The sequence below is a fragment of the Brevundimonas bacteroides DSM 4726 genome, from assembly GCF_000701445.1.
GTDB lineage: Bacteria > Pseudomonadota > Alphaproteobacteria > Caulobacterales > Caulobacteraceae > Brevundimonas > Brevundimonas bacteroides.
On sequence record NZ_JNIX01000010.1, the window covers coordinates 255,334 to 280,163 of the forward strand.

Genomic DNA, 24,830 nt, shown 5'->3' on the forward strand with positions numbered 1-24,830 from the left:
TCGGGATCAGTCGGCCCCCAACTCCTCGACCAGGCGCTGCATGCCGTAAACGTCGCGCAACGCCGTCGTCACCGCGCCGGTGGTGACGATGACGCTGCGGTTCACGTCGCGGTCGTAGCCGTAGGCGTTCCTCTGGGTCAAAACGGTGGAGTCGAAGTTGGCCCCCACGATCTCGCCCGCCTCATTGACCACCGGAGAGCCAGAGGAGCCGCCGATGGTGTCGGACGACACCGTCATGTTCAGCACCGTGTCGCCGTCGATGACATCGCGCGCGGCCAGCAGCTTGGGGGCCACGTCAAAAGGGGCCGAGCCGGTCGCCCGGTCCCACAGGCCGTCGAAGGTGGTGAAGCCGTCGAACCTCTGGCCCGGAACGTCGGAGCCCTCGATCAGGCCGTAGGTCAGACGCAGGGTGCCGGTCGCGTCCGGATAGACGCTGTCGCCATAGGCGGCGAAGCGGGCGGCGGCGAGGCGTTCGGACGCCTGTTCGGTCGGGGCCTGGACGCGGGTCTCCCACTCCGAGCGCACGCCGCGAGTCACGTCCTGGATCGACAGCATCCACTGGATCAGGGGGTCGTCGGAAGCCTGGATAGCCTCGATGCCGCCTTCCCAGAGGGCGCGGCGGACGGCCGGGTCGGCCAGGGTCGAGCGCTCGACCAGACGCGCCGACAGGGCCTCGGGCGACTCCCGGCCCAGCAAAGTCCGCACCCGCGGATCATCGACGGTCAGCCACTCCCGGGTCTTGGACAGCCACCACTCCATACGGACCTGCTCCAGCTCCGGATAGACCGGGCGCTGAGCCATCAGGCCATTCTCGACCTGGCCAAGACGGGCGTCGCCGAACTCGGGCAGACGCTCGGCGGACGGCTTGGCCCGCTCCTGGGCCGCACGAACCAGGGTGCGGGCGTAGGCGAACAGGACCGAGCCGCCCCCCGGCGCGGTGGTCCCCACGCCCGTCCCGCCTTCCAGCAGGGCCATAGGGGCATAGAGCTCGCGCACCGCCGGCTGGACGGCGGCCAGGTCCCCCCAGGGATTGCCGAACTGGGCGGCGAACTCGGCGTTGGCGGCGTTGCGGGCCTGGAAGTCTGCCTCGGCTTCGGCGCGGCGGTTCATGAAGCCGGCGTCGGTCAGGGCGCGCATGCGGCCCAGCCCGCGCTTGTAGGTATTCTCCAGCCCCACGATCGGGTCCATGGCCATGAAGGCGTTCTGCTCGCTCTCGGCGGCGAAGCGCACCAGCCGGCCGCGCAGCTCCGACGCGATGAGTTGGTCGAGCGGCAGGACAACGTCGCGCACCGTCGCCAGCTGGTCCTGGGTCAGCAGCCGCTGGGTCGCGCCCGGGCTGCCGGAGACGAAGACGGGCGTGCCGGTCACCGGCCGGTCATCGTTCCAGACGAAGTGGGTCGGCGTCTCGACCGGCTGGCCGTTCTCATAGAGCCGGATCAAGGCCGCATCGATGGCGAAGCGCGGGAAGGAGAAGTTGTCCAGGTCACCACCGAAGGTCGCCGCGCGGTCCTCGGGCGCCCAGGCCAGACGCACGTCGGTGTAACGCTTGTAGGCATAGAGCTTGAATTGGCCGCCCCGATACAAGCTGACGACCTGACAGCGCCGGTCTGCCGCGCTGGTTCCGTCAGGATTGGCGCAGGCTTCCTGCTCGATGCGGCCGATCTCGGCGTCCCGGGCGCGGGTGAAGTCCTGACCCGTCAGCCCGGCGCCGGCCGCCTTCACCCGATCGGTGACGTCGGTGATCTCGGTCAGGATCTCGGCCGTGCCGCCGGGACAGCGCAGCTCTTCTTCGCGGGTGCGGGGCGTGAAGCCGGTGGCGGCGTAGTTGACTTCTTGCGTCGACAGATTGGCCACGCAGGTGGCGACGCAGTGGTTGTTGGTCAGCACCAGACCGGCGTCCGAGACGATCCCCGCCGAGCACCCGCCGAACCGCACCGAGCTGAGCCGCACCCGGTCCAGCCACGCCTGATCGATGTTGGTCCCCAGCGTCTGGTTCGCCCGCGCGATCGGGAAGTTGTCGAACGTCCACATGCCTTCCTCGGCAGAGGCGGTCGTGGCGGACAGGGCGAGGACGGCGGTGGTGGCGAGAAGCAGAAGGCGCATGGAACATTCCTTCCTTCTCCCCTTGCGGGAGAAGGTGGCCCGAAGGGCCGGATGAGGGGTGCGAAGACCCGGACGAGGCTTGCGATCAGAAGATCACCGGTCGGACCGAGTGTCACCCCTCATCCGACCTCGCTGCGCTCGGCCACCTTCTCCCGCAGGGGGAGAAGGGACCGGGCCGCGGTCTCTACTCGACCCCAAGTTCCTCCAGCAGGCGGGGCTGCTGGTAGACGTTGCGGAGCGCCTCGGTGATCGCCGCCGTCGACACCGTCACCGTGCGATTCAGCGCCGCGTCGTAGCCGAAGGCGCCGCCCAGCGAGTGGATGTTGCCGTCGAAGGCCGCGCCGACCACCTCGCCGTCGGCGTTGATCACGGGCGAACCCGAGTTGCCGCCGATGATGTCGTTGGTGGAGCTGAAGTTGTAGACGACGTCCTTGTTGACCCGGTCCTCGGCGGCCGCGAAGGCCTCGGACAGGACGAAGGGCGCCGAGCCAGTGGCGCGCTCATAGAGGCCGCCGATGCGGGTGAAGGGCTCCACCTCCGTGCCGCGATAGGTCCAGCCCTCGACCGCGCCGTAGGACAGGCGCAAGCTGAAGGTCGCGTCCGGATACTGGTTGGTTCCGTAGGCGGCGAAGCGGGCCTGGGCGATGCGCTCGGCGGCGCGGGCGGTCGGGCCCGAGACGGTCGATTCCCACTGGGCGCGCAGAAGCTGGGCCGCGTCGTCGTTGCGCAGAACGAACTCGATCAGCGGATCGCCCGAAGCCGCCAGCTGTTCCGGCGTCATGGCCAGCAGCTCGGCGCGGCGCGCGGGATCGGCCAGACCCGTGCCCGACACCAGACGGTCGGCCAGAGCCTCGGGGCTCTCGCGGCCCAGCAGGCGCTGGACGTCGGGATTGTCGACGGTCAGGTACTCGCGCGTCTTGGACAGCCAGAAGGACAGGTAGATCTCTTCCAGGTCCGCCTCGATCGGCGTCACGGCGGCCAGGCGGCGGCCCAGGGCGGCGATGTCGGCGTCGGAGTTGCCCGGACGGCGCTGTTCGACCGGCTTGGCGCGCTCCTTGGAGGCCCGGACGATGGCGCGCGCATAGCTGTAAAGCAGCGAGCGCTGGCCGGCGGCGGCTTCCAGCTGGCGGAAGGGAATGAACAGGTCGGCGGCGCGATCCTCGATGGCGGTCAGTTCGCCCCACGGATCGCCGATGCGCTCGGCGAGCGCCGGGTCAGCGGCGACGCGAGCGCGCAGGTCGGCCTCTTCCTCGCGCTTCCTGCCCAGGAACTCGGGGTCGAGAAGGGCCTGTTGCTGGCCGAAGGTGGCCTTGAAGGTGTTCTCGATGCCGAACAGCGGGTCGACCGAGACGCGGGCGGCCTCTTCACCGGTCGAGGCATACTGCTGAATCCGGCCGCGCAGTTCCGACAGCTGGAGCAGGGTCGTCGGCTGGACCTGATCGCGGATGCGCTCCAGCTGGCTGAGCGACAGCAGGCGCGACGTCGAGCCCGGATTGCCCGCGACGAAGACCGCATCGCCCTCGTCCGGAACCTCGGTGGTCCAGGTCAGGTGGTTGGGCGTCTCGACCGGCTGGCCGTTCTCGTAGAGGCGCAGGAAGGCGAAATCGAGCGCGTAGCGGGGGAAGTTGAAGTTGTCCGGATCGCCGCCGAAGAAGGCCGCCTGGAACTCCGGCGCGAAGGCCAGGCGCACGTCTTCGTAACGCCGGAACTCATAGAGGGCGTAGCGGCCGCCGCGGTAGAAGCTGATCACCTGGCAGGTGCGGGTCCGGTCGTCGCCGCAGGCCTCGCGCTGGATCTGCTGCTGGGCGGCGCCGCGCGCCTGGACGAAGGCCGCGCCTTCCAGCCCCTCGCCCGCGGCCAGGATGCGGTCTGTGACGTCGGTGATGTTCGTCAGGATCTCGGCGGTCTGGCCGGCGCACTGACGCTCGTCCTCGCGCGTCGCGGGGCGGAAGCCGGCGGCGACGAAGTCGTTTTGGGCGTCGGACAAATCCTGAACGCAGGAGACGACGCAGTGGTGGTTGGTCAGGACCAGGCCATTGGGCGACACCACCGAGGCCGAGCAGCCCTGGATGCGGACGGCAGCGTTCCGAACGCGGTCCAGCCACGCCTGGTCGATGCGGGTGCCGTATTTGTCGTTCACCGTCTGGATCGGGAAGTTGTCGAAGGTCCACATGCCTTCATCCGCCATCGCCGGATTGGCAGCGAACGACAGGGCGGCAAGCGAGGCGAAAAGGCCAAGACGGCGAAGCGACATGCGGGGGGTCTCCGAGGGGCGGATTTGCGTGTTACACAGTAACTAGACGCAAGGCTGGCCGACGGGCAAGCGCGGCATCTCTGCCTTCCCATTTTGGCCGGTCAAGCGTCGCCATATTGATGGCAAGCGTCCTTACCCCGATTTAACTTGGTGAGAAGGCTCGCTCGCGTCAGATAACGCCGCAAGTCAGGGACCAAACCGTCACAATGTCGCTCGCCCTATCTACGCTGCTGTTCGAGTGGCGGCGCTACATGGCCGCCGTCATGGCGCTGGCTTTGTCCGGCCTGCTGGTGCTGGCCATGACCGGGGTCTTCATCGGCATCGGCAAAGGCTTCACCGCGACCATCGAGCGTTCAAGCGCCGACATCATCGTGATGCAGCCGGGGGCGACCTCGCTGATCGGAGGTCCGTCGGGCGTTCCGCGTCGCTTCATCCCGTTGGTTTATAACAACCCCGCCGTGGTCGAGGTTCAGCCGCTAGATGGCGCCGGCGGCAGCTTCCAGTCGGTCAAGAATGTCGACCCGACCATGTCCCAGGCCGAACGCGCCCGCCAGGGCGCGCCGCGACAGGAGTTCGTCCAGGCCTCGATCATCGACACCACGCCGGGCTCGGTGACCATTCCGACAGACTATTCCCAGGAACTCGTGGACGCCCTGCGCCAGCCCTACACGGTCGCCATCGACGAGACGGCCGTCACGAAGCTCGGCGTCAAGCTGGGCGACAAGGCCCTGTACAACGGTCAGACCGTCACGGTCGTGGGAATCACCCGCGGCTATCCCAACATGATGCAAGCGACCGTGATCATGTCGCGCGACACCCTGCGCATGGTCGGCCAGGCCGACACGGGCCCCCGCGTCGGCCCCCTGATGGTCAAGCTGCGCGATCCGGCGTCCGCCGAACGGGTCGCCGCCGAGCTGAACGCCGCTGGCGACGGCCAGTGGAAAGCCTGGACCCGCCAGGAACTGGCCGACGCCAACCAGATGGCGATGTTTGAGGAAGGCATTCTGGTCATCATCATCGGCGGCTGCGTGGTGCTGGGCACCATCATCGGCGTGGCCATCACCTGGCAGACGCTGCGCGGGGCCATCATGGCCAACATCAAGGAGTTCGCCTCGCTGAGGGCGCTTGGCGTCGGCATGGGATCCCTGAACCGCATCGTCATGGAGCTGAGCTTCTGGGTCGGCTGCGTCGGCGTGCTGGCGGCCATCCTGCTGACCATGGGGGTTCAATGGCTCGCCATGACCGGCGCGGTCATCATCGCCCTGCCCCCGCTGCTGCTGATCATCGTGGGTGGCGGCCTGATCCTGATCGCCATGCTGTCGGGCCTGCTGTCGCTCGGCGTCCTGAAGAACAGCCAGCCGGCGGACCTGCTGCGATGACCCTTCACACCACTGCGCAGGGCAAGCACGGCGACTACGCCATCGAGGCCAAGGGTCTGCGCAAGCGGTTCAAGTCCGGCAAGAGCTTCGTCGAGGTGCTGAAGGGCGTCGATTTCGATGCGCGCCACGGCGATTTGACCATGGTCATGGGCCCGTCCGGTTCAGGCAAGTCCACGCTGATCGCGGCCCTGTCGGGCCTGCTGCGGCCGGAGGAAGGCCGGGTCGACGCGCTCGATGTCGACGACCTGTGGAAGCTGTCGCCCGGAAAGATCGACAAGTTCCGGCTGGATCACTGCGGCTTCATCTTCCAGGGCTTCAATCTGTTCCCGGCGCTGTCGGCCCTGCAGCAGGTCGAGACGGTGCTGAAGTTCCAGGGCCTGTCGCCCGACGCCGCCAGGAAGCGCGCCACGCTGGCGCTCGAGGAAGTCGGCCTGAAGCCGCGCCTGCATCAGCGGCCCGCGGCCCTGTCGGGCGGCGAGAAGCAGCGCGTCGCCATTGCCCGGGCGCTCGCCAAGGACCCGCAGATCCTGTTCGCCGACGAACCGACCTCGGCGCTGGACGGCGAGAACGGCCAGATCGTCATCCGGCTTTTGCGCCGCGCCGCTTCCGAGCACGGGGCCGCCGTTGTCTGTGTGACCCACGACCCGCGCCTGGAGGAATGGGCCGACCGCGTCATCAAAATCGAGGACGGCGTCATCATTTCCGACGAGCGCCGCACGCCCAATCCGAACGCCACCCTGGCGTCCCATCACTGACGACCCACTAGGACCTATCAACGCATGCCCGGCTTCCTGAAAAACAAATGGGTCTGGATCGGCGTCCTGCTGATCATCGTGATCGTCGCCGGCTTCCTGTTCATGCAGGGCCAGGGGGCAGCCAAGAAGGCGGAAGCCGAAAAGGCGGAGGCCGAGCGGGTCGAAAGTCCCTACGCCGCCATCGCCAATGGCAAGATCGACATCGAGGGCGGCATCATCCAGATCGCGGCCCGACGCGGCGGCGTGGTCCGCGAGGTCTACGTGCAGGAAGGCGACATCGTCACCGCTGGCCAGATTCTGGCCCGCCAGGAGGATGACGAGCCTCGTCTGGCGCTGCAGACCGCCGAGGCCGACCTGGCCGCGGCCGAGGCCCAGTTGCGCCTGATCAACGTGGATATCCGCACGGCCCAGCGCGAGTACGACCGGCTGGAGCGGTTGGTCGCCACGAACTTCGTAGCCGGCCAGCGTCTGGACCAGGCGCGTGACGCGATCGCCACCGCCCAGGCTCGGCTGGGCACGCAGCAAGCCGCTGTTCAGACGGCACGCGCCCGCCGCGATCAGGCTGCCTTCAATGTCGAGCTGACCGTGATCCGGTCGCCCGCCAATGGTCGCATCGTGCGGCGCTACGCCAACCCCGGTTCGGGTGCCTCGACCCTTCAGGTGTCGAACCTGTTCGACCTGGAACCCGACGCGCCCCGCATCGCCCGCGCGGAAATCGTGGAGAGCGACATCCCCAACGTGCGTCAGGGCCAGGCCGTGGAGATCACGCCCGAAGGCGATCCCTCCACCGTCTACGTCGGCTCGGTCCTGCGCCGCGCCGCCGTCTTCGGGGCACGCAAGTTGGCGTCGGACGATCCGTCACAGCGATCGGATGAACGGGTGGTCGAGGTCGTCGTGACCGCCGGAGACGCGCCCTTGCTGATCGGGCAACGCGTGCTGGTGAAGTTCATGAAGCCTGGCGAGACGGCCGGCGCGGCCCGCACGCCCAGCGTCGGTGTGCCCGCCACCCGCTCCATGCAGACGCCGGCCCCAAGGACCTGATCGACACGGTCGGAGCGAGCCGCCTCGCTCCGACCACGACATATAAGGACATCCTTATACGTTCCTTGCCCCCGCGACGGCTGCGGGCTATAGGCGCGCGCAACCCGACACCGCCGCGCTCAAGGAGCCGCTCATGACCGACTACATCGTCCGCGACATCTCGCTTGCCGGCTTCGGCAACAAGGAGATCGCCATCGCCGAGACTGAGATGCCGGGCCTGATGGCGCTGCGCGACGAATACGGCGCGGCCCAGCCGCTCAAGGGCGCCCGCATCGCCGGCTCCCTGCACATGACGATCCAGACGGCGGTGCTGATCCAGACGCTGGAAGCCCTGGGGGCCGAGGTCCGCTGGGCGTCGTGCAACATCTTCTCGACCCAGGACCACGCCGCGGCCGCCATCGCCGCCGCCGGCACGCCGGTCTTCGCCGTCAAGGGCGAGACCCTGGAAGAGTACTGGGACTATGCCCACAAGATCTTCGAATGGGCCGACGGCGGCTATCCCAACCTGATCCTGGACGACGGCGGCGACGCCACCCTGCTGTGCGTGCTCGGCCCCAAGGCCGAGCAGGACCCATCGGTCCTGAACGACCCGCAGAACGAAGAAGAGGAAGCCCTCTACAAGGTCATGAAGCGCTACCTGGCCGAGAAGCCCGGCTTCTACGCGGCCATCCGCGACGCCATCGGCGGCGTGTCGGAAGAAACGACCACGGGCGTGCATCGCCTCTATCAGATGGCCGAGCGCGGCGAGCTGCCCTTCCCCGCCATCAACGTCAACGACAGCGTCACCAAGTCCAAGTTTGACAACCTGTACGGCTGCCGTGAATCGCTGGTCGACGCGATCCGTCGCGGCACCGACGTCATGCTTTCGGGCAAGGTGGCGGTGGTCTGCGGCTACGGCGACGTGGGCAAGGGTTCGGCCGCCTCGCTGCGTCAGGGCGGAGCCCGGGTGAAGGTCACCGAGATCGACCCGATCTGCGCGCTGCAGGCTGCGATGGAAGGCTATGAGGTCGTGACGCTGGAGGACGCGGCGTCCGAGGCCGACATCTTCGTCACCGCCACGGGCAACAAGGACGTCATCACCGTCGACCACATGCGGGCGATGAAGAACAACGCCATCGTCTGCAACATCGGCCACTTCGACAGCGAGATTCAGGTCGCAGGCCTGAAGAACTTCAAGTGGGACGAGATCAAGCCGCAGGTCCACCACATCGAGTTCCCGGACGGCAAGAAGATCATCCTCTTGTCCGAAGGCCGCCTGGTGAACCTGGGCAACGCCACGGGCCACCCGTCGTTCGTTATGAGCGCCAGCTTCACCAACCAGACGCTGGCCCAGATCGAGCTGTGGACCAACGCAGCCAAGTACGAGAACAAGGTCTACACCCTGCCCAAGCACCTCGACGAGAAGGTCGCCACGCTGCACCTGGGCAAGCTGGGCGCCAAGCTGACCGTACTGAAGCCGGAACAGGCCGACTACATCTCCGTGCCGGTGCAAGGGCCGTTCAAGCCTGAGCACTACCGCTACTGATCGAACTCAGGCCGCGAGCGTGACGACGTCCGCGCGCTCGCGGCCCGACAGGCTGATCTCGAAGTCGGCCAGCAGATCCAGCAGTTCCTCGGCTGTCAGGCGGGGCTTTCCGGCCGCGGTGCGGAATCGCCAGAAGCTGACGATGTGCTGGACCGCGCCCAGCCGCTCCCCCAGCCGCGTGAACAGCAGCGGGGCGTCGCGCAGGAAGTCGCGGAACTGGGTCGGCTCGCCATTCTGGGTCATGGCGACAAAGGCCTCGTCATAGACCCGCAGCATGTCTGCGGCGGCCTCGCAGGTCAGGATGATCCGGCGATCGACGGCCTCTCGGGCGCGCTCAATGGCGATGTACTGGTCCGGCTCGGTCCGGCCATAGGGGCGGGCGCGCCGCACGCCGTCCAGCACCCCACCGATGTCGCCGATCACGGACTGCAGTGCCCACTTGTAATAGAGAAAACCCTTCCAGCAGAAGACGCCCTCCTCGTACTCTTGCGGCTCCAGCTGGAGCGTGGCGCCCAGCGCGCTCATGTCCTCGCCGGGCGTGAAGGACATGATTTTGGCGGTCAGGCGCGCTACGGGGTTCTCAGCCGCGAGGTCGGCGTCGGGGCCCAGGCTGAGATCGACCAGCGGCCGAATTTCCTCGGCCACGAAGTCGGTCATGCGCGACAGGTCGGCCTCGGTCAGGTTGAAGTAGCAGGGGTCCGGAGCCAGGCCGTTGCGGCGCAGCTGCTCGCGCAGCAGGAAGGGGTCGAGCCCCGGCAGCTCGTCCATCAGAGCCAGCACATGTCGGTCCGGATGGGAGGGACCGATGCCGAAGGTCTCCTCCATCGTCCGGTCGTAGCCGATCTGATCGACGAAGACGTATCGCCCGCCGATGCGCAGGTCGCCGCCGTCGATCGGCAGGATGATCTTGGTGGCGACGTGGCGGCGGACGCGAAAGCGGTCGACCTCGTCGCGGCGCAGGCGATGCTTGAGGATCAGGGCGCGGTTCAGCGCGGGATGCTGAAACATCGGCGCGGCCTTCCAGCCCTCGGTTCCGCCATGCTCGTCCCAGACGCGCAGCAGGTTCAGCACACGGGCCGTGGACGCCGATTTCTTGAGGTTGGCGAGGTTGCGGACGGCGCGGTCAGTCAAACGGGAGGCTCCTGAAGACAGCCACCCTGCACGGCAAAGGTTGAAATGGCGGGGAGGAACGGGGTTAGCCGGGCGTGAACGCCGCAGGCCGCCTCGCTGGCGCGCGCGATGCGACCGGCCTAGATAGGCGGCCATGAGCGTGTTCGACATCCTGATCCTGGCCGCCATCGCGGCGGTGGCCATCACCCTGGGCTTCGGCATCCATGCCCTGTTCAAGGGCGGCGACTACGCCCGGTCGAACTCCAACAAACTGATGCGGCTGCGGGTCGCCCTGCAGGGAGTGGCCGTGCTGCTGCTGGTCATCGGCATGTGGTGGAAATCCACGCAAGGGTCCTGAGCGTGGTCGTCCTGAACAAGATCTACACCCGTACCGGCGACGACGGGGACACGGGCCTGGCATCCGGCGAACGCGTCTCCAAGAGCGATCCACGGGTGGAAGCCTATGGCACCGTCGACGAGCTGAACGCCGCCATCGGCGTGGCGCGGCTGCATGCCGGCCAGAACGACCGGATAGACGCCATGCTCAGCCGCATCCAGAACGAGCTGTTCGACCTGGGCGCCGATCTGGCGACGCCGCTCGACCCGCCCCCGGCCTGGGAGGCCCTGCGCATGGTCGACAGCCAGGTCGAGCGGCTGGAGGCCGAGATCGACTGGATGAACGAGAGCCTGAAGCCCTTGGACAGCTTCATCTTGCCCGGCGGCTCGGCCCTGTCGGCGCACCTGCATCTGGCCCGCACCATCGCGCGACGTGCTGAGCGGGAGGCGATCCGGCTGGTGGAGACAGGCGCGGCGGTGACGCCCCAGGCGCTCCGGTATCTGAACCGGCTGTCGGATCACCTGTTCGTCGCCGCCCGCCGCGCCAACGCCAATGGCGCGGGCGACGTGAAATGGGTCCCCGGCGGGACGCGGTGATCGTCTCCTCCCTGTCGCGCAGCGATGGGGAGGTGGATGCGAGCCCTTGCGAGCAGACGGAGAGGTTCTCGCTGACGCGAGATCGGGTCCGCGCGACGACCCCCTCCGTCTCTCCGCTTCGCTCCGAGCCACCTCCCCATCGGCTTCGCCGACAGGGAGGAGACACACCCAGCCCACCACGCTAAACCCCGCGCCAAAGATGGAAACTCCAGGAAGCCTGCCCATGCGTAACATCGCCCACTTCATCGACGGCGCGTCGTTCACCGGCGCGTCCGGCCGTTTCGGCGACGTATTCAACCCCAACACGGGCGAGGTGCAGGCGCGCGTGCAGCTGGCGACCGAGGGCGAGGTCGATCGCGCGGTCCAGGCCGCCCAGGCCGCTTTCGAGGGCTGGTCCTCGACCAACCCCCAGCGCCGCGCGCGGGTCATGTTCGAGTTCAAGCGCCTGGTCGAGGCGAACATGAACGAGCTGGCCGAGATGCTGTCGTCCGAGCACGGCAAGGTCATCGCCGACGCCAAGGGCGACATCCAGCGCGGGCTGGAGGTCATCGAGTTCGCCTGCGGCATCCCCCACGCCCTGAAGGGCGAGTACACCCAAGGGGCCGGCCCCGGCATCGACGTCTATTCGATGCGCCAGCCGCTGGGCGTCGTGTCGGGCATCACCCCGTTCAACTTCCCGGCCATGATCCCGATGTGGATGTTCGGGGTAGCCATCGCGGTCGGCAACACCTTCGTGCTGAAGCCGTCCGAGCGCGATCCGTCGGTGCCGGTGCGTCTGGCCGAGCTGTTGATGGAGGCCGGCGCGCCCGCAGGCGTGCTGAACGTCGTCCACGGCGACAAGGCGGCGGTCGACGCCATCCTGACCCACCCGCTGATCCACGCGGTCAGCTTCGTCGGCTCGTCCGACATCGCCCACTACGTCTACCAGATGGGGGCGGCCAACAATAAGCGTGTCCAGGCCATGGGCGGGGCCAAGAACCACGGCATCGTCCTGCCCGACGCCGACATGGACCAGGTGATCAAGGACCTGTCGGGCGCCGCCTTCGGCTCGGCGGGCGAACGTTGCATGGCCCTGCCGGTCGTCGTGCCGGTCGGTCAGAAGACGGCGGACGAGCTGCGCGAGCGCATGGTCGCCGAGATCGCCACGCTGCGGGTCGGCGTCTCGACCGACGCCGGCGCCCACTATGGTCCGGTCGTCACCGCCCAGCACAAGGCCCGCGTCGAGGGCTGGATCGACCAGGGCGTCAGGGACGGCGCCGAACTGGTCGTCGACGGCCGGGGCTTCTCGTTGCAGGGCCACGAGAACGGCTACTTCGTCGGCCCGTCGCTGTTCGACCATGTCACGCCGGACATGGCCTCCTACAAGGAGGAGATCTTCGGGCCGGTGCTGCAGATCGTGCGGGCGAACAGCTTCGAGGAGGCGTTGGCCCTGCCCAGCAAGCATCAGTACGGCAACGGGGTGGCCATCTTCACCCAGAACGGGCGGGCGGCGCGCGACTTCGCCGCCCGGGTCAATGTCGGCATGGTGGGGATCAATGTGCCGATCCCGGTGCCGGTCGCCTATCACACCTTCGGCGGCTGGAAGCGCTCGGCCTTCGGCGACACCAACCAGCACGGCATGGAAGGCGTGAAGTTCTTCACCAAGGTCAAGACGGTGACCGCCCGCTGGCCGGACAGCGAGCTGGAACACGCTGACTCCAGCTTCGTCATTCCAACGATGCGCTAGATCGTTCCCAAGGCGACAAAGGCCCGCGCCGCCGCGAAGTCCCCGGCCTCGAAGCGGGCCGTGGCGACGCTGCCGTCGCGGAACAGGAACTGGATCAGGAAGGGCTCGCGCGGGTCGAGCGCGGCGAGGGCCTCGGCTCCCGCGTCGGGGAAGCGCCAGGCTTCGCCCTGGGTGCGGCCTTCGACCAGGACGGAGGTGTCCGCCGCCTTGGTCCCCGCCGACCAGACCGTGCGACGCTGGGCCTCGGGCGGCAGGGTCCCGATCCCGGCGGGCGTCAGCCAGGGGCGGGCAGCCAGCGACGGATCGCGCATGACGATGCGGGCGGCATAGGGCCGGGGCCGTCCGACGAACGACACCACGGCCGACAGGGCTTCGCGTCCCTCGGCGTCCGCCACCAGACCAAAGGTCACCGGCGACGCCCCGGTCATCGACGCCTGCATCAGCCGCCAGCGCGGCTCGGCAGAGCGAAGGCGATTGGCGCTCCATTCGGCGCGGGTGCCGGGAAAACTCATGCGCGGCGTGCGGGCCCAGCCCTGGAAGGCGTCGGTCACCCGGTCGCGGACGACGACGAGCTCCGGATTGCGGCAGGACACCTCGGCCGCGCGCGCTCGCGCCCGGCGTGCGGTGGCCGTCAGATCGGCCTCGGTGGCACCGGATCGCAGGGCCGCGCCATGGGCCTGGAGCGTCGCCGCCGACAGGGCGCCGGCGACCGGGGCGGCGAACAGGCGGCACTTCTCATGCGCCGCCAGAACGAAGGCGCGATCGTAGTAGGTTCCGGTCACGGCCCAGCCGACGGCGGGCGCCAGCGCGCTCGACGCAGCGAGCACGGCCGCGATGGCGATCTGGCGGATTTGGCCTATCCTCATGCTCCGACCCTAGGCCCGCCGGCCTTGCGGTCCCGTTTGCGATCAGGGTTAGCGATTTGCTTCTGAACTCGGACCTGTGGGTCTCCGCCCTGATCCGCCGCGCCCAAATCGAAGGCGCCAATGCAACCGTCGTGCGCCGGGGCGACGCGCGCGCGGGGACCGTGATCGTCAAGGCCTATGACACCTCGACGCGGCAGGCCCGGCTGTTCACCGAGGCCTTCGGGCCGGACGGCGACCGGTTGTGGATCCAGCCGGTGACGGGCGCGGAGAGCGAACTGGACGCCTATATCGAGCGCCAGCGTGGATACGATCCCGACATCTGGGTGGTGGAGGTCGAGGACCGGCAGGGGCGGCATTTCATCACGGAGACCGTGGCTCCCGACTGAGCCACAGAGGCTGGCGGGAGGCGGCGCATGGACTTCTTTCCCTACGGCTTTGAGACCCGGATCGCGCACCACGATCTGGGGACCTATCGCTACACCGTTGTCTGGCTGAACGAGGACATCGCCGCCGAGCTGCCTTTCAACGACCAGCCGCGCCTGCGCATCGCAGGCGAGGTGGCTGATGTGCCGATCGAGGGCGCGTGGCAGCCGAGCCGGGGCCGCTGGTACCTGATGCTGGGCAAGCCGCTGCTCAAGGCGGCGGGCAAGGGCGTCGGTGACGAGGTGGAGGTGCGCTTCCGCCTGGCCCCGCCCGACGACCTGGCTCTGCCCGAGGCGCTGGAGCGGGCGCTGGACGCCGACCCTCAGGCGCGGGCCGCGTTCGAGATGCAGACGATCGGCAAGCAGCGGGCGCTGGCCCATCGCGTGGGCTCGGCCAAGGGGCCAAACACCATCGCCAAACGGGTCACGGAAATCCTCAACGCGCTCGCCGGACGCGACGAGCCGACGCTGTCGCGGTTGCGGCTGGTCGTGCCAGACCCGGTCGCAAATCCTTAAGGACGTTCGGGAACGGAACCGAAAACCACCTCGGCGTAGGGTCAGCGGTGTCGGCGAGAAGCGTCGGCGTCAGGCGAGTGCCCTTCATGCTGTTTCTCATGAACGACGTCGTGTTCGACCTGGACGAGGCCTGCCCGGTCACGGCCGCCGACGCGCGCCGGTTCGAGAAGCTGGGCTTCGACTATCTGATGGAGCTGGGCTGCGAGCTGTTCGCCGAGGACCCGATGCTGCACCGGAACGACCCGGAGCGCGCGCGCCGCCTGGCCTGGCTGATCCACGACCGCAGCCCGGACGTGAACGCCGCCCTGTTCGCCGCGCCCGAGACCGACTGCGATCCGGCCCTGGTCGAGCCCCAGTTCTGCGCCCTGCCGACGGCGGTGCTGCGCCAGTTGATGACGCGCGCAAAGAAGGGCCTGCTCGACGCCGTCAGCGCCGACCGCGCCGTCTGGGGCCGCATGGCGGCCTAGGCTGCCCTTCGCCGCCTAGAAGATCAGGCGGAACAGCAGATGCACCGCCACGCCGGCCGCGGCGATGACCGCGAACCCGGTGATGACACAGATCGAGGGGTGGGGACCGTCTTCCGACGTCGTCCGGTCTTGATGCCGGGCGCTCGAAACGCGGTCCGCCGGATGCAGCGAAGCCATGGTCGTTTCCTTCTTCCCTGCGGCGCCCAGATGCGTGTCCGAAGCGTCTCGCACGAGGAGCATGACTCCAAAGACCCTGTTTGGCGAGGGGCTTTGACACAAGCCTGTCACAACCCTCTGTGATCAGGTGACGCCAGTTCGCCCGTGAGAGTTGCACCATGCGTCGCCTGTCGAGCCTCGTCCTCGCCGCCATTGTTCTGATTGGCTCAGCTGGACCCGCCCTGGCGGAGTGGCGGCGGGCGGAGAGCCGCAACTTCATCGTCTACTCGGACGGACGCGAGGGCGCGCTCCGGGAATACGTGAGAAACCTGGAGATATTCGACACAGCGTTGCGCACCGTACTGCCTGTCGAGGACGGTCCAATTCGCAAACTGCCGATCTATCTGGTCGGCGGACGTCAGGCTGTGGGACAGATCCATCCGTACCTCCAGCGCAACGTCGGTGGCGTCTACATTGCCACGTCCGAGGACATCTTCGCTGTCGCGATCCGCAACATCGACGAAGACATCCTACGGCACGAATACGTGCATCACTTCATGCTGCAGAACTTCACTGCGGCCTATCCAGCCTGGCTGGTGGAGGGTTTCGCCGAGTACTACGCCGCCACAGAAATCGAGGACGGTGCGGTCACCTTCGGAGCTTTCAATCTGGGCCGGGTCGCCCAGCTGTCTCGGGGCGACTGGTTACCCATCGAGGAGCTGCTGACCCTGCGGGGCGACCAAGTGCGAGGCGGAGACCGCTACACCTACTATCCCGTCGACTGGCTGATGACCCACTGGTTCCTGAGTGATCCGGAACGCAGCCGCCAGTTGCAGGCCTATGTCGACGATGTCGGCCGGGGGACGCCGTCCGTCGAGGCCATGCAGGGAGCCACCAGCCTGACACCCGATCAGATTCGACGCGAGTTGACGCGGTATTTCTCCGGCCGCGTGCTAAAGCGTGAGTTGAGCCGCGACTTCCCGGAACCTGAGATCACGGTGACCCGCCTGAGCCCGGCGGCCGACGATCTGCTGCTGATTAACCAGCGCCTGAAGATCGCCACGCCCGAGGCCGACCGCGCGGGTGTCGTGACCGAAGTTCGTCGCCGGGCTGCGCGCCACGGCGACGACCCGTTGGCCCTGCTGGCGCTTGGCCACGCAGAACTGCATTTCGGCGATCCAGAGGCGGGCGTGGCGTCACTGACCCGGCTGCTAGAGCTGCAGCCCAACCATGTCGAAGCGCTACAGCTAATGGCGACCCATCATCTGCGCCTGGCGCGGGAAAGCTCCGACGGTCGTGCGACCCAGCTCAATCAGGCGATCCGGCTTCTGGGCCGCGCCTATCAAGCTGATCCCGAGAACTATCACACCCTCATGCTGCTGGGGCAGGCGAGGGAGGGCGCGCCCGGCTATCCGACCGAGAACGACCTGATCACGTGGCAGACGGCCTTTGACTTGGCCCCCCAGCTGGCCAACACACGGCTCGGGTTCGCCCGCGCCCTCATGCAGGCGAACCGGCCCGAGGAAGCGGCTGCGATCCTGCCGGCGCTGGCCAACGCGCCGCACGGCGGTCCGGCCGCCGAGGCAGCACAAGACCTCCTCACGCGAGCCGAGAACGGTCAGGCCCCGCTTTCCCAGGAAGAGATCGACGCTGCAGGCGACCGTCAGTCGCGCGAAACGCCCGACACGCCCGAGCCTGGCGAAGGGGCGGAGGGTGACACGCCAAACCCCGAGCCGGACGCCGAGCCGGAGGAGCCGCAATCCGAAGAGTCCTTCCCCCCGCCCGCGTGACTTTCCACGCCGCGCGCGCTACCTCGCGCCGCCCACCGGATAAGCCATGTCGAAACTGACCCTCGCCGAGGAAGCTGCGCGTCGACGCACCTTCGCCATCATCGCCCACCCCGACGCGGGCAAGACCACTCTGACCGAGCATATCCTGCTGTCCGGCGGGGCCATCCGCGCGGCCGGGGCCGTGCGGGCGCGCGGCGAGAACCGGCGCACGCGATCGGACTGGATGAAGATCGAGAAGGAGCGCGGCATCTCCGTGTCCGCCTCGGTCATGACGTTCGAGCACGACGGCAAGATGTTCAACCTCTTGGACACGCCGGGCCACGAGGACTTCTCGGAAGACACCTATCGGACGCTCACGGCCGCCGACTGCGCCATCATGGTGCTGGACGCGGCCAAGGGCATCGAGCCGCAGACGCTGAAGCTGTTCGAGGTGTGCCGCCTGCGCGACATTCCGATCATCACCTTCATCAACAAACTGGACCGCGAGGCCCAGGACCCGATGGCCCTGCTGGACGACATCGCGTCACGGCTGCAACTGGACCCCGCCCCCATCTGGTGGCCGGCCGAGAGCGGCAATCGTCTGCGCGGCATGGTCGAGATCGGCACCGGCCGCTTCCAGCCTTATGTGAAGAAGCCTGCGGGCTCCGACGAAGACCCCGAGCACGGCGATCCCCTGCCCCTGTCCGACGCCGCGCGGTTCTTCGAAGCCGGCGAGCAGGAAGCCCTGACCGAGGCGCTGGAGCTGGTGGAGGGCGGCTATCCGGCCTTCAACCGCCAGAGCTTCCTGGAAGGCCACATGACGCCGGTGCTGTGGGGCTCGGCGCTGCGCCACTTCGGCATCGATCAGCTGCTCCAGGCCATCGGCGAATGGGCCCCGCCGCCCAAAGTGCTGAAGGCCCAGAAAGCCGCCCCGCCCGAGACCCGCAACGCGCCCGAGCCCGTCGACATGGCGGTGGAGCCGGGCACGAACGAGGTCACCGGCTTCGTCTTCAAGGTCCAGGCCAACATGGACCCCAACCACCGCGACCGCATCGCCATGTTCCGCATGGCGAGTGGATCCTTCAAACGCGGCATGAAACTGAAGGTCCAGAACACCGGCAAGTCCCTGTCGGTGAATGCGCCGATCATGTTCTTCGCCAGCGACCGCGAGCTGGCCGAAGACGCCTATGCCGGCGACGTGATCGGCATTCCCAACCACGGCGTGCTACGCGTCGGCGACAGCCTGTCGGAGAGCGGGCTGATCCGCTTCGCCGGCCTGCCCAACTTCGCGCCCGAGATCCTGCAGCGCGTGCGGGTCAAGGATCCGCTCAAGGCCAAGCATCTGAAGAAGGCGCTGGAAGGCCTGGCCGAGGAAGGCGTCACACAGCTATTCCGCCCCGAGATCGGCGCGGACTTCATCGTCGGCGCGGTGGGCCAGCTGCAGTTCGAGGTCATGGCCGACCGGCTGGACGAGGAATACGGGCTGGAGGTGATCTTCGAGCCGTCTCCTTACGCCGAGGCCCGCTGGATCGACGGGACGGCCGCCGATCTGGAGGACTTCATGGGCAAGTATCGCGGCCAGATGGCCCGCGACATCGACCAGGCCCCGGTCTTCCTGGCCAAGTCGAGCTGGGAGACGGGCTACGTCATGGAACGCTATCCCAAGGTGGCCTTCACCAAGACGCGGGAGCGGGGATAGGCCGCAGGGCTGAACCCGGACGCCCCTGCCATCGTTCTGACGCCGAACTCTGATTGAAGGAGCGTCATGACCGGACCGATGCGCATCCCTCTCCTGCTCGCGGCCTCAGCCGTCGCCCTGATGCTGGCCGGGGGCGCTTCCGCCCAGCAGACCGAGGCCCAGGCCCGCGCCCGCGCCGCGACCCAGGCTCTGAACGGCGGGCCGGCGACCTCGACGCTGCAACGCCAGGTCACGCCCGAGGGAGAGATTCTCAGCTGGCCTGACCGTCCCTTCCGGTCCCGTCCTGCAACGCCCGCGCCGGCCGCAGACCCCGACCGCACGCTGGAAGCCCTGCTGGGTTCGATCGAGTACGACGCCGGGACCAATGACACGCCCGCCGTGGTCCTCGCCGAAGGAGAGACCGCGCCCGCGCCCATCCCGGTGGCGCTCGGCTACTATGTGCGAGGCGAGATGGACTGCGATCAGGTGTGGCCCGGCGAGGGCAATCTGGCCTTCCTGACGCCCACGGCCTTCACCATCGACTTCGGCGGCTGCACACCGGGGCAGTTCCTGCAGACCGGCCCCAATAGCTGGCGCGAACGCCAACAGTGCCAGACCGAGCTGGGCGGCGACGCCGGGGCGTACGTCGTCGACTATGAGATGGTCGAGACGGGCGTGCTGCAACGCACCGCCCGCCTTCAGATCGACAACAGCGTCGAACAGGACCGCTGGCGCTTCTGCGAGACGGAGGACGTTCCGGAGAACGCCCGCTTCGCGTCCGACAGCCTCTAGGCCTCGACCGTCTCCAGCGTCGGATAGTCGGTGTAGCCCTTGGCTCCGCCGCCGTAGAAGGTGGCCTTGTCGGGCGCATTGAGCGGCCCATTCCGCTTCCACCGCTCGACGAGATCTGGGTTGGCCAGGACCGGCACGCCGACGCTGACCAGATCGGCGCGGCCTTCCGACATGGCCTTCTCTGCCAGCTCTCGGGTCAGGCCGCCGTTCAGCATCAGCGGACCCGCGAAGGCCTCGCGAATGCGGGCGGCGAGCGGCGGGGCGTCGCCCTTGATCGACATGGGCGTGCCGGGCTCACCCTCGATCAGATGCAGATAGGCCAGCCCAAAGGGCCTGAGCGCCTTGGCCGCAGGCACGAAGACCGAGGCCGGATCGCTGTCCATCGTGCCGTTCGCACCGTTCGACGGCGACAGGCGGATGCCCACGCGGTCGGCGCCCCAGACGGCCACGACCGCCGACACCACCTCCAGCATGAAGCGCAGCCGGTTTTCCACCGAGCCGCCATAGCGGTCCTCGCGCTGGTTGGAGCCGTCCTTCAGGAATTGGTCGATCAGATAGCCGTTGGCGCCGTGCACCTCGACGCCGTCGAAGCCGGCCTTCTTCGCCATTTCGGCGGCGTGGGCGTAGTCGGCGATGACGCCCTGGATCTCGTCCAGCGTGAGCGCGCGCGGCGTCTCGAAGGGAACCATCGTGAAGTCCTCCTTCATCGCCTTGCCCTCGGCGGCGATGGCGGAGGGGGCAACGGCGGGGCGGCCGTCAGGCTGATAGGCTGCGATCGACACCCGTCCGACATGCCACAGCTGGGCGACGATCAGGCCGCCCCTGGCATGGACAGCATCGGTCACGCGCTTCCAGCCTTCGACCTGGGCGTCGGTGAAGATGCCCGGCGTGTTGGGATAGCCCTGGCCCGAGCGGCTGATCTGGGTGGCCTCGGAGATGATCAGGCCGACCGAGGCCCGCTGGCCGTAGTATTCGGGCGCGAGCGGATTGGGCACCTCGCCCTCGACCGCGCGGCTGCGGGTCAGGGGCGCCATGACGATCCGGTTCTTCAGTTTCAGCGCGCCGAGCTCGATGGGGTCGAAGAGCGGAGAGGTCATAGGAAACACCTTCTGTTGCGGAGCCGCTCAGGTAGGTGCCCGTCCACAGCCCCGCAACCCCGGAACCTCCGCCGCGGCAACGGCCTTGCTAGACGCGGAGGAACATCAGTGAGACGGTCCCGAAGCGGGACGCGGAGCGTTTGACGTGGCCATGTTCGAGTTCGGTCGAGACCTGAGAAAGCTGTTCGGCGAGGCGCGCGACAGCGACGACCTCGGCTGGCTGGAGCTGATCGGCGCCGACCTGCTGGCGGTGGAGGCCAAGGCGCTGACGACAGACGGCGGTCGAGTGTCCTGCAAGACGCCATCGCGCACCTGGACCCGCGCCTCGGCCCTGTGGCGTGAGCACGCGCGGCGCACCGGTCGCCGCGAGAGCCTGGACAAGGCCCTGGCCACCGCCGCCGACGCGCTGAAGGCGGCGACGCAGACCGACGATCAGGCCCGGGCCGGTCTGGCGGCGGCGCTTGCGTGGCTGACGGCGTTCGATCTGTACGGCGACCGGGCCGCACTGGAGGAGGCGACCCACGTCGCCCGAGCCACCCAGCCAAAGCGGCTGGCGACGCTTGCGCTCAGCGCCGCGGTCCACGCCCGAATCCGCACGCGACAAGCGCGCCTTAGCGGGACAACCGCCGACCGTTTGGACGCCGCCGCCCTGATGGACGCGGCGCTGCATGCGCTCATCAAGCACAATGCGACGGAGGCCGACGAGCTGCGGCTGGACGGGGCGGCGCTGGCGCTGGAAGCCGGCATCCTGCAACGCGACGCGCGGATGCTCGATCAGGCCGGACGCGATCTTCAGGCCCTGGTCGCCGCCAGCGACCCGGACGCCCGGCCCCTGACCCGCGCCCGCGCCTTGGCCCTGTGTGGCGCGGGTCTGTCAGCGCTGGCGGCCATGGCGGGCGACGCGGAGGCCACCGCGACCGGCCACGCCCTTTTCGACGCGGCGGCGGATCAGTTCTTCCCGGACCACAGCCCGATGGACTGGGCCGCCGTCCAGGTCGCCCGCGCGGTCGATCCGGACACCCCCGTCGAGGCCCTGATGCAGGCCGAAGCGTTGACCAGCGGCCACGGCACGGTGCTGGGTGCGCTCGCGCTCGACCTGCTGATCCAGCGCGAGATCACGCTGGCGGCCGCCAACGGCGACGTCATGGCCCTGACCCGCATCGAGACCCGCGTGCGCCGCCGTCTGGCCGAGCGCGTCGGGCGGCCGGGCGCGGTCGACTGGGCCGCCGACCAGATCGCCATGGCCCGCCTGATGATCGCCCGCGCCGAACTGATGGGGTCCGAGCCCGACCTGGCCGCCTTCGTCCTGTCGGAAGCGGTGGAGGCGGCGGTGGACCACGGCGCCCCGGTGCTGGCGGACCGGGCGCGGGGCTTGCTGGTCAGCTTGTCCGTGCGGGCCTAGCCCCCCATCGCCACGAACGGCCCGTTGAGGAAGCCTGGCTTGCCGTAGCGCAGCAGTTCGCCGTCCGGTGCCAGCACGCGACCGCCCGCCGCCTCCAGCACCGCCTGCCCGGCCGCCGTGTCCCACTCGGACGTCGGACCCGTCCTCGGATAGGCGTCGAAGCGGCCCTCGGCGATCAGGCAGAACTTCAGCGACGAGTCCGTGCCTTGCCACTGGGTGCAGCCGTGGCGCGCGGCGAGGCGGGCGGCCTCCTCATCCGTCACGCTATGACTCAGCAGGGCGATCCCCTCCTGGGGCCTGTTGCGCACCTTGATCGTTCGCCACGGCTCGCCGAAGCGGCGCATCTCGGCTCCTCCTCCCGCCGCCGTTCGCCACGTCACCGCGCTCGCCGGGGCCGTGACCACACCCGCGACGGGACGCCCGTCCTCGATCAGGGCGATGTTGACGGTGAAGCTCTCCTTGCCCGCGACGAAGCCCTTGGTGCCGTCCAGCGGGTCGATCAGCCAGAACCGACGCGCCGCCTCGGTGGGACGGCCGTGCGCCTCCGCCTGCTCCTCTGCGACCGCGGGGACGTCGGGATAGAGCGCCAAAAGCCGCTCCAGGATCAGCGCTTCGGCCTCCTGGTCCGCCAGGGTCACGGGGCTGTCGTCCGCCTTGGCGAAGACCGCTGCGCCCGTGCGCCAGTACGGAAGGATGACGGCCGCCGCAGCCTCGGCAATCTCGGCCAGGTGGTCATGGAGCGCGCCGGAGGTCAGGTCCGCGTCGAGGGAGGTCTTCATTTCGGCGGGGATAGACCATCGCAGGCGGTTTCGCGAACGGGCAAATCACCCCAGCTTCGCGCCATGACCGACGTTGCCCTCGCCGCTCCGACCGACGACCTGACCTTGCCCGCGCATCTGGATGGCCCCGAGCTTGCGACCCTGATCGCCGCCAAGCTGTGCCACGATTTCATCAGCCCGTCCGGTGCCATCATGTCCGGCCTCGATCTGCTCGCCGATCCAACCGCGCAGGACATGCACGACGACGCCATCGGCCTGATCACCGATTCGGCGCGCAAGATGGTCGCCTTGGTCCAGTTCTGCCGCGTCGCCTTCGGGGCAGCGACGACCGCGGAGCGGTTCACGGCCGACGAGCTCAAGGGCCTGGTCGAGGGGGTCACCGCCGGCGGGCGGGCGACGATCGCCTGGCACATCGACGTCGCCGACTTCGGCAAGCCCCAGGCGCGGGCGCTGGTGAACCTCGCCTACCTGACAGCCGCCGCCCTGCCGATGGGCGGGGAAGCCGTGGTCTCGGCGACCCACGACGGCGGTCGGCTGAGGCTGGAAGGCCGCGCCGAGGGCGCGCGGGCGCGTCTGAAGGCTGAGGCGGCGACCGGACTGGCGGGCCAACGCCTGACCGAGGGGCTCGCGGGCCAGTGGATTCAGCCCTACTGGCTGTGGCTGACCGTCGATCAGGCTGGCGGCGCCCTGCACGTCGAAGCTGTGGAAGGTCGGGTCGTGATGACCGCCGATCTGCCCGCTTAACCCGAGATACCAACGGCTCGTTAACCGGGCCGCTCGATAGTGCCGGACGAAGCGGCGCGTTCGGTCCGGCCGCTGGGAGACGACCACCCCGTGGACACGCGCACCTGCCTGATCGTCGACGACAGCCGGATCATCCGCAAGGTCGCGCGCCGCATTGTCGAGGGCCTGGGCTTCGAGGTCGATGAGGCCGCCGACGGTGCAGAGGCCCTGTCGCACTGCACCGGCCCCCTGCCTGACGTGGTGCTGCTGGACTGGAACATGCCCGTGATGGACGGCCTGACCTTCATTCGCCGTCTGCGCGAGATGCCGGGCGGCGGCCGGCCCAAGGTCCTGTTCTGCACCATCGAAACCGCCCCCGAACGTATCGCCGAGGCCCTGGGCGCAGGTGCGGATGACTACGTCATGAAGCCGTTCGACGGCGAGATCCTGCACTCCAAGCTGGCCGAAGTCGGAGCCGTCTGAAGCCGATCATGCCCGCGCCCGTAGTTCAGCCATGACGGAAGACGACTTCGATCGTCTCCAGGCGCTGCTCGCCTCGCGGGCCGGCTATCGGCTGGGCCGCGACCGCCTGCATTTGGCCGAGCACCGGTTGGGGCCGGTGGCGCGACGCGAAGGTTTCGACAGCGTCGATGCGCTCCTGCAATCCCTGTGGGTCAAGCCGGTGGCGAGCCTGGGCTGGGCGGTGATCGAGGCCCTGCTGAACCCTGAGACCTGGTTCCGGCGCGATCGCGCCGTGTTCGATACCATCTCGCGCGAATTGCTGCCTGCCATTAGCCGGGTCCGCCCCGGCGGCCGTGTCACACTGTGGTCCGCGGGATGCTCGACGGGTCAGGAGGCCTATTCGCTCGCCATAGGGGCGCAGGAGGCGCGCGTGGCCGCCGACATCGTGGCCACCGACCTGTCACAACGCGCCATCGACAAGGCCCGCTCGGGCCTGTTCAGCGCGTTTGAGATTCAGCGCGGCCTGTCGGCCCGCGTCATGTTGGACTGGTTCCAGCCCGCCGAGGATGCCTGGACCGCCGTGCCGCGGCTGAAGGACGCCATCCGTTTCGCCCGCCACAACCTGCTCGACGCCCCCGCCGACGGAGCGCGTTTCGACGTGATCCTGTGCCGGAATGTCCTGTCCGAAATGGAACACGCCCAGCGCGGACGCGTGGTGGATCATCTGGAACGCAGGCTCGCCGACGACGGCGTCCTGATCCTCGGCGCCGAGGAGCGGATTGACGGGGACACCGTCGCCTTCAGGCCCGTGGGCGGACGCCAGGGCCTGTACGTGAAAGCCCCCGCAGCGCTCAGCCGGGCGGCCTGATCGCTTC

At 68.5% G+C, this 24,830-nt stretch carries 24 protein-coding genes; 17 read left to right on the forward strand and 7 right to left on the reverse strand.

The features are described 5' to 3' along the window. Positions 1-6: 6 nt before the first annotated feature. The gene (locus Q333_RS0110820; protein WP_029416902.1) at positions 7-2,103 is read right to left on the reverse strand and encodes a S46 family peptidase; all 2,097 of its coding nucleotides are present in this window, start codon (positions 2,101-2,103) and stop codon (positions 7-9) included. 184 nt (positions 2,104-2,287) lie between these two features. Next, positions 2,288-4,357: a S46 family peptidase gene (locus Q333_RS0110825; RefSeq protein WP_029416903.1), complete on the reverse strand. Its 2,070-nt coding sequence runs from the start codon at positions 4,355-4,357 to the stop codon at positions 2,288-2,290. 206 nt (positions 4,358-4,563) lie between these two features. Between Q333_RS0110825 and Q333_RS0110830 the strand changes: the two genes are divergently transcribed. The 4 genes from Q333_RS0110830 to ahcY all read left to right on the forward strand — a co-directional run bounded on the left by Q333_RS0110830 (position 4,564) and on the right by ahcY (position 9,057). After that, positions 4,564-5,736: an ABC transporter permease gene (locus tag Q333_RS0110830; RefSeq protein WP_029416904.1), complete on the forward strand. Its 1,173-nt coding sequence runs from the start codon at positions 4,564-4,566 to the stop codon at positions 5,734-5,736. Next, the gene (locus Q333_RS0110835; RefSeq protein WP_029416905.1) at positions 5,733-6,491 is read left to right on the forward strand and encodes an ABC transporter ATP-binding protein; all 759 of its coding nucleotides are present in this window, start codon (positions 5,733-5,735) and stop codon (positions 6,489-6,491) included. Before Q333_RS0110830 ends, Q333_RS0110835 begins: the two co-directional genes overlap by 4 nt. Positions 6,492-6,515: 24 nt before the next feature. Further along, positions 6,516-7,532: an HlyD family secretion protein gene (locus tag Q333_RS0110840; protein WP_029416906.1), complete on the forward strand. Its 1,017-nt coding sequence runs from the start codon at positions 6,516-6,518 to the stop codon at positions 7,530-7,532. Positions 7,533-7,665: 133 nt separating this feature from the next. After that, on the forward strand, positions 7,666-9,057 hold the full coding sequence (gene ahcY, locus Q333_RS0110845) for an adenosylhomocysteinase (protein ID WP_029416908.1): 1,392 nt from the start codon (positions 7,666-7,668) through the stop codon (positions 9,055-9,057). A 6-nt stretch (positions 9,058-9,063) separates the two neighbouring features. Here the strand turns inward: ahcY and Q333_RS0110850 are convergent, their stop codons facing one another. Then, positions 9,064-10,188, reverse strand: coding sequence for a hypothetical protein (locus tag Q333_RS0110850; RefSeq protein WP_029416909.1), 1,125 nt, complete (start codon positions 10,186-10,188; stop codon positions 9,064-9,066). A 133-nt stretch (positions 10,189-10,321) separates the two neighbouring features. Here Q333_RS0110850 and Q333_RS0110855 point away from each other — a divergent pair, with 133 nt between their 5' ends. The 3 genes from Q333_RS0110855 to Q333_RS0110865 all read left to right on the forward strand — a co-directional run bounded on the left by Q333_RS0110855 (position 10,322) and on the right by Q333_RS0110865 (position 12,826). Then, on the forward strand, positions 10,322-10,525 hold the full coding sequence (locus tag Q333_RS0110855; protein WP_029416911.1) for a twin transmembrane helix small protein: 204 nt from the start codon (positions 10,322-10,324) through the stop codon (positions 10,523-10,525). A 2-nt stretch (positions 10,526-10,527) separates the two neighbouring features. Continuing rightward, positions 10,528-11,100, forward strand: a complete 573-nt coding sequence (locus Q333_RS0110860) for a cob(I)yrinic acid a,c-diamide adenosyltransferase (protein WP_029416913.1) — start codon at positions 10,528-10,530, stop codon at positions 11,098-11,100. Between the two features lie 223 nt (positions 11,101-11,323). Continuing rightward, the gene (locus tag Q333_RS0110865; RefSeq protein ID WP_029416915.1) at positions 11,324-12,826 is read left to right on the forward strand and encodes a CoA-acylating methylmalonate-semialdehyde dehydrogenase; all 1,503 of its coding nucleotides are present in this window, start codon (positions 11,324-11,326) and stop codon (positions 12,824-12,826) included. On the opposite strand, the gene Q333_RS0110870 is transcribed toward Q333_RS0110865, so the two are convergent. Then, entirely contained in the window at positions 12,823-13,692 is an 870-nt protein-coding gene (locus tag Q333_RS0110870) for a hypothetical protein (RefSeq protein ID WP_029416917.1), read from the reverse strand. The genes Q333_RS0110865 and Q333_RS0110870 overlap by 4 nt on opposite strands. 56 nt (positions 13,693-13,748) lie before the next feature. Between Q333_RS0110870 and Q333_RS0110875 the strand changes: the two genes are divergently transcribed. The 3 genes from Q333_RS0110875 to Q333_RS0110885 all read left to right on the forward strand — a co-directional run bounded on the left by Q333_RS0110875 (position 13,749) and on the right by Q333_RS0110885 (position 15,097). Beyond that, positions 13,749-14,078, forward strand: coding sequence for a DUF1491 family protein (locus tag Q333_RS0110875; RefSeq protein ID WP_029416919.1), 330 nt, complete (start codon positions 13,749-13,751; stop codon positions 14,076-14,078). Between the two features lie 27 nt (positions 14,079-14,105). Further along, positions 14,106-14,630: a YdeI/OmpD-associated family protein gene (locus Q333_RS17035; protein ID WP_051651265.1), complete on the forward strand. Its 525-nt coding sequence runs from the start codon at positions 14,106-14,108 to the stop codon at positions 14,628-14,630. An 86-nt stretch (positions 14,631-14,716) separates the two neighbouring features. After that, positions 14,717-15,097 carry a hypothetical protein gene (locus tag Q333_RS0110885; protein WP_029416922.1) on the forward strand — a complete coding sequence of 127 codons (381 nt, stop codon included), beginning with the start codon at positions 14,717-14,719 and terminating at the stop codon, positions 15,095-15,097. A 15-nt stretch (positions 15,098-15,112) separates the two neighbouring features. On the opposite strand, the gene Q333_RS0110890 is transcribed toward Q333_RS0110885, so the two are convergent. After that, entirely contained in the window at positions 15,113-15,274 is a 162-nt protein-coding gene (locus tag Q333_RS0110890; protein WP_157072440.1) for a hypothetical protein, read from the reverse strand. 158 nt (positions 15,275-15,432) lie between these two features. On the opposite strand from Q333_RS0110890, the gene Q333_RS0110895 reads away from it, so the two are divergent. From Q333_RS0110895 to Q333_RS0110905, 3 genes are all read left to right on the forward strand, one after another. Further along, positions 15,433-17,043: a tetratricopeptide repeat protein gene (locus Q333_RS0110895; RefSeq protein ID WP_051651266.1), complete on the forward strand. Its 1,611-nt coding sequence runs from the start codon at positions 15,433-15,435 to the stop codon at positions 17,041-17,043. Between the two features lie 46 nt (positions 17,044-17,089). Continuing rightward, positions 17,090-18,721 (forward strand): peptide chain release factor 3, encoded by a 1,632-nt coding sequence (locus Q333_RS0110900; protein ID WP_029416927.1) that lies wholly within the window; start codon positions 17,090-17,092, stop codon positions 18,719-18,721. Positions 18,722-18,799: 78 nt separating this feature from the next. After that, positions 18,800-19,492, forward strand: coding sequence for a hypothetical protein (locus Q333_RS0110905; RefSeq protein ID WP_157072441.1), 693 nt, complete (start codon positions 18,800-18,802; stop codon positions 19,490-19,492). Here Q333_RS0110905 and Q333_RS0110910 read toward each other — a convergent pair. Further along, a complete protein-coding gene (locus Q333_RS0110910; protein ID WP_029416930.1) occupies positions 19,489-20,589 on the reverse strand; it encodes an alkene reductase in 1,101 nt (366 codons plus the stop codon). The two genes, Q333_RS0110905 and Q333_RS0110910, sit on opposite strands and share 4 nt — an antisense overlap. A 151-nt stretch (positions 20,590-20,740) precedes the next feature. Here Q333_RS0110910 and Q333_RS0110915 point away from each other — a divergent pair, with 151 nt between their 5' ends. Further along, positions 20,741-21,991: a hypothetical protein gene (locus Q333_RS0110915; RefSeq protein ID WP_029416931.1), complete on the forward strand. Its 1,251-nt coding sequence runs from the start codon at positions 20,741-20,743 to the stop codon at positions 21,989-21,991. Here the strand turns inward: Q333_RS0110915 and cysQ are convergent. After that, positions 21,988-22,770, reverse strand: a complete 783-nt coding sequence (gene cysQ, locus Q333_RS0110920) for a 3'(2'),5'-bisphosphate nucleotidase CysQ (protein WP_029416932.1) — start codon at positions 22,768-22,770, stop codon at positions 21,988-21,990. The genes Q333_RS0110915 and cysQ overlap by 4 nt on opposite strands. Positions 22,771-22,833: 63 nt before the next feature. Between cysQ and chpT the strand changes: the two genes are divergently transcribed. From chpT to Q333_RS0110935, 3 genes are all read left to right on the forward strand, one after another. Beyond that, positions 22,834-23,514, forward strand: a complete 681-nt coding sequence (gene chpT / locus Q333_RS0110925) for a histidine phosphotransferase ChpT (RefSeq protein WP_029416933.1) — start codon at positions 22,834-22,836, stop codon at positions 23,512-23,514. A gap of 90 nt (positions 23,515-23,604) precedes the next feature. Beyond that, positions 23,605-23,976 carry a response regulator gene (locus Q333_RS0110930; protein ID WP_029416934.1) on the forward strand — a complete coding sequence of 124 codons (372 nt, stop codon included), beginning with the start codon at positions 23,605-23,607 and terminating at the stop codon, positions 23,974-23,976. 31 nt (positions 23,977-24,007) lie between these two features. Next, a complete protein-coding gene (locus Q333_RS0110935) occupies positions 24,008-24,823 on the forward strand; it encodes a CheR family methyltransferase (protein WP_029416935.1) in 816 nt (271 codons plus the stop codon). The last annotated feature ends 7 nt before the right edge of the window (positions 24,824-24,830 follow it).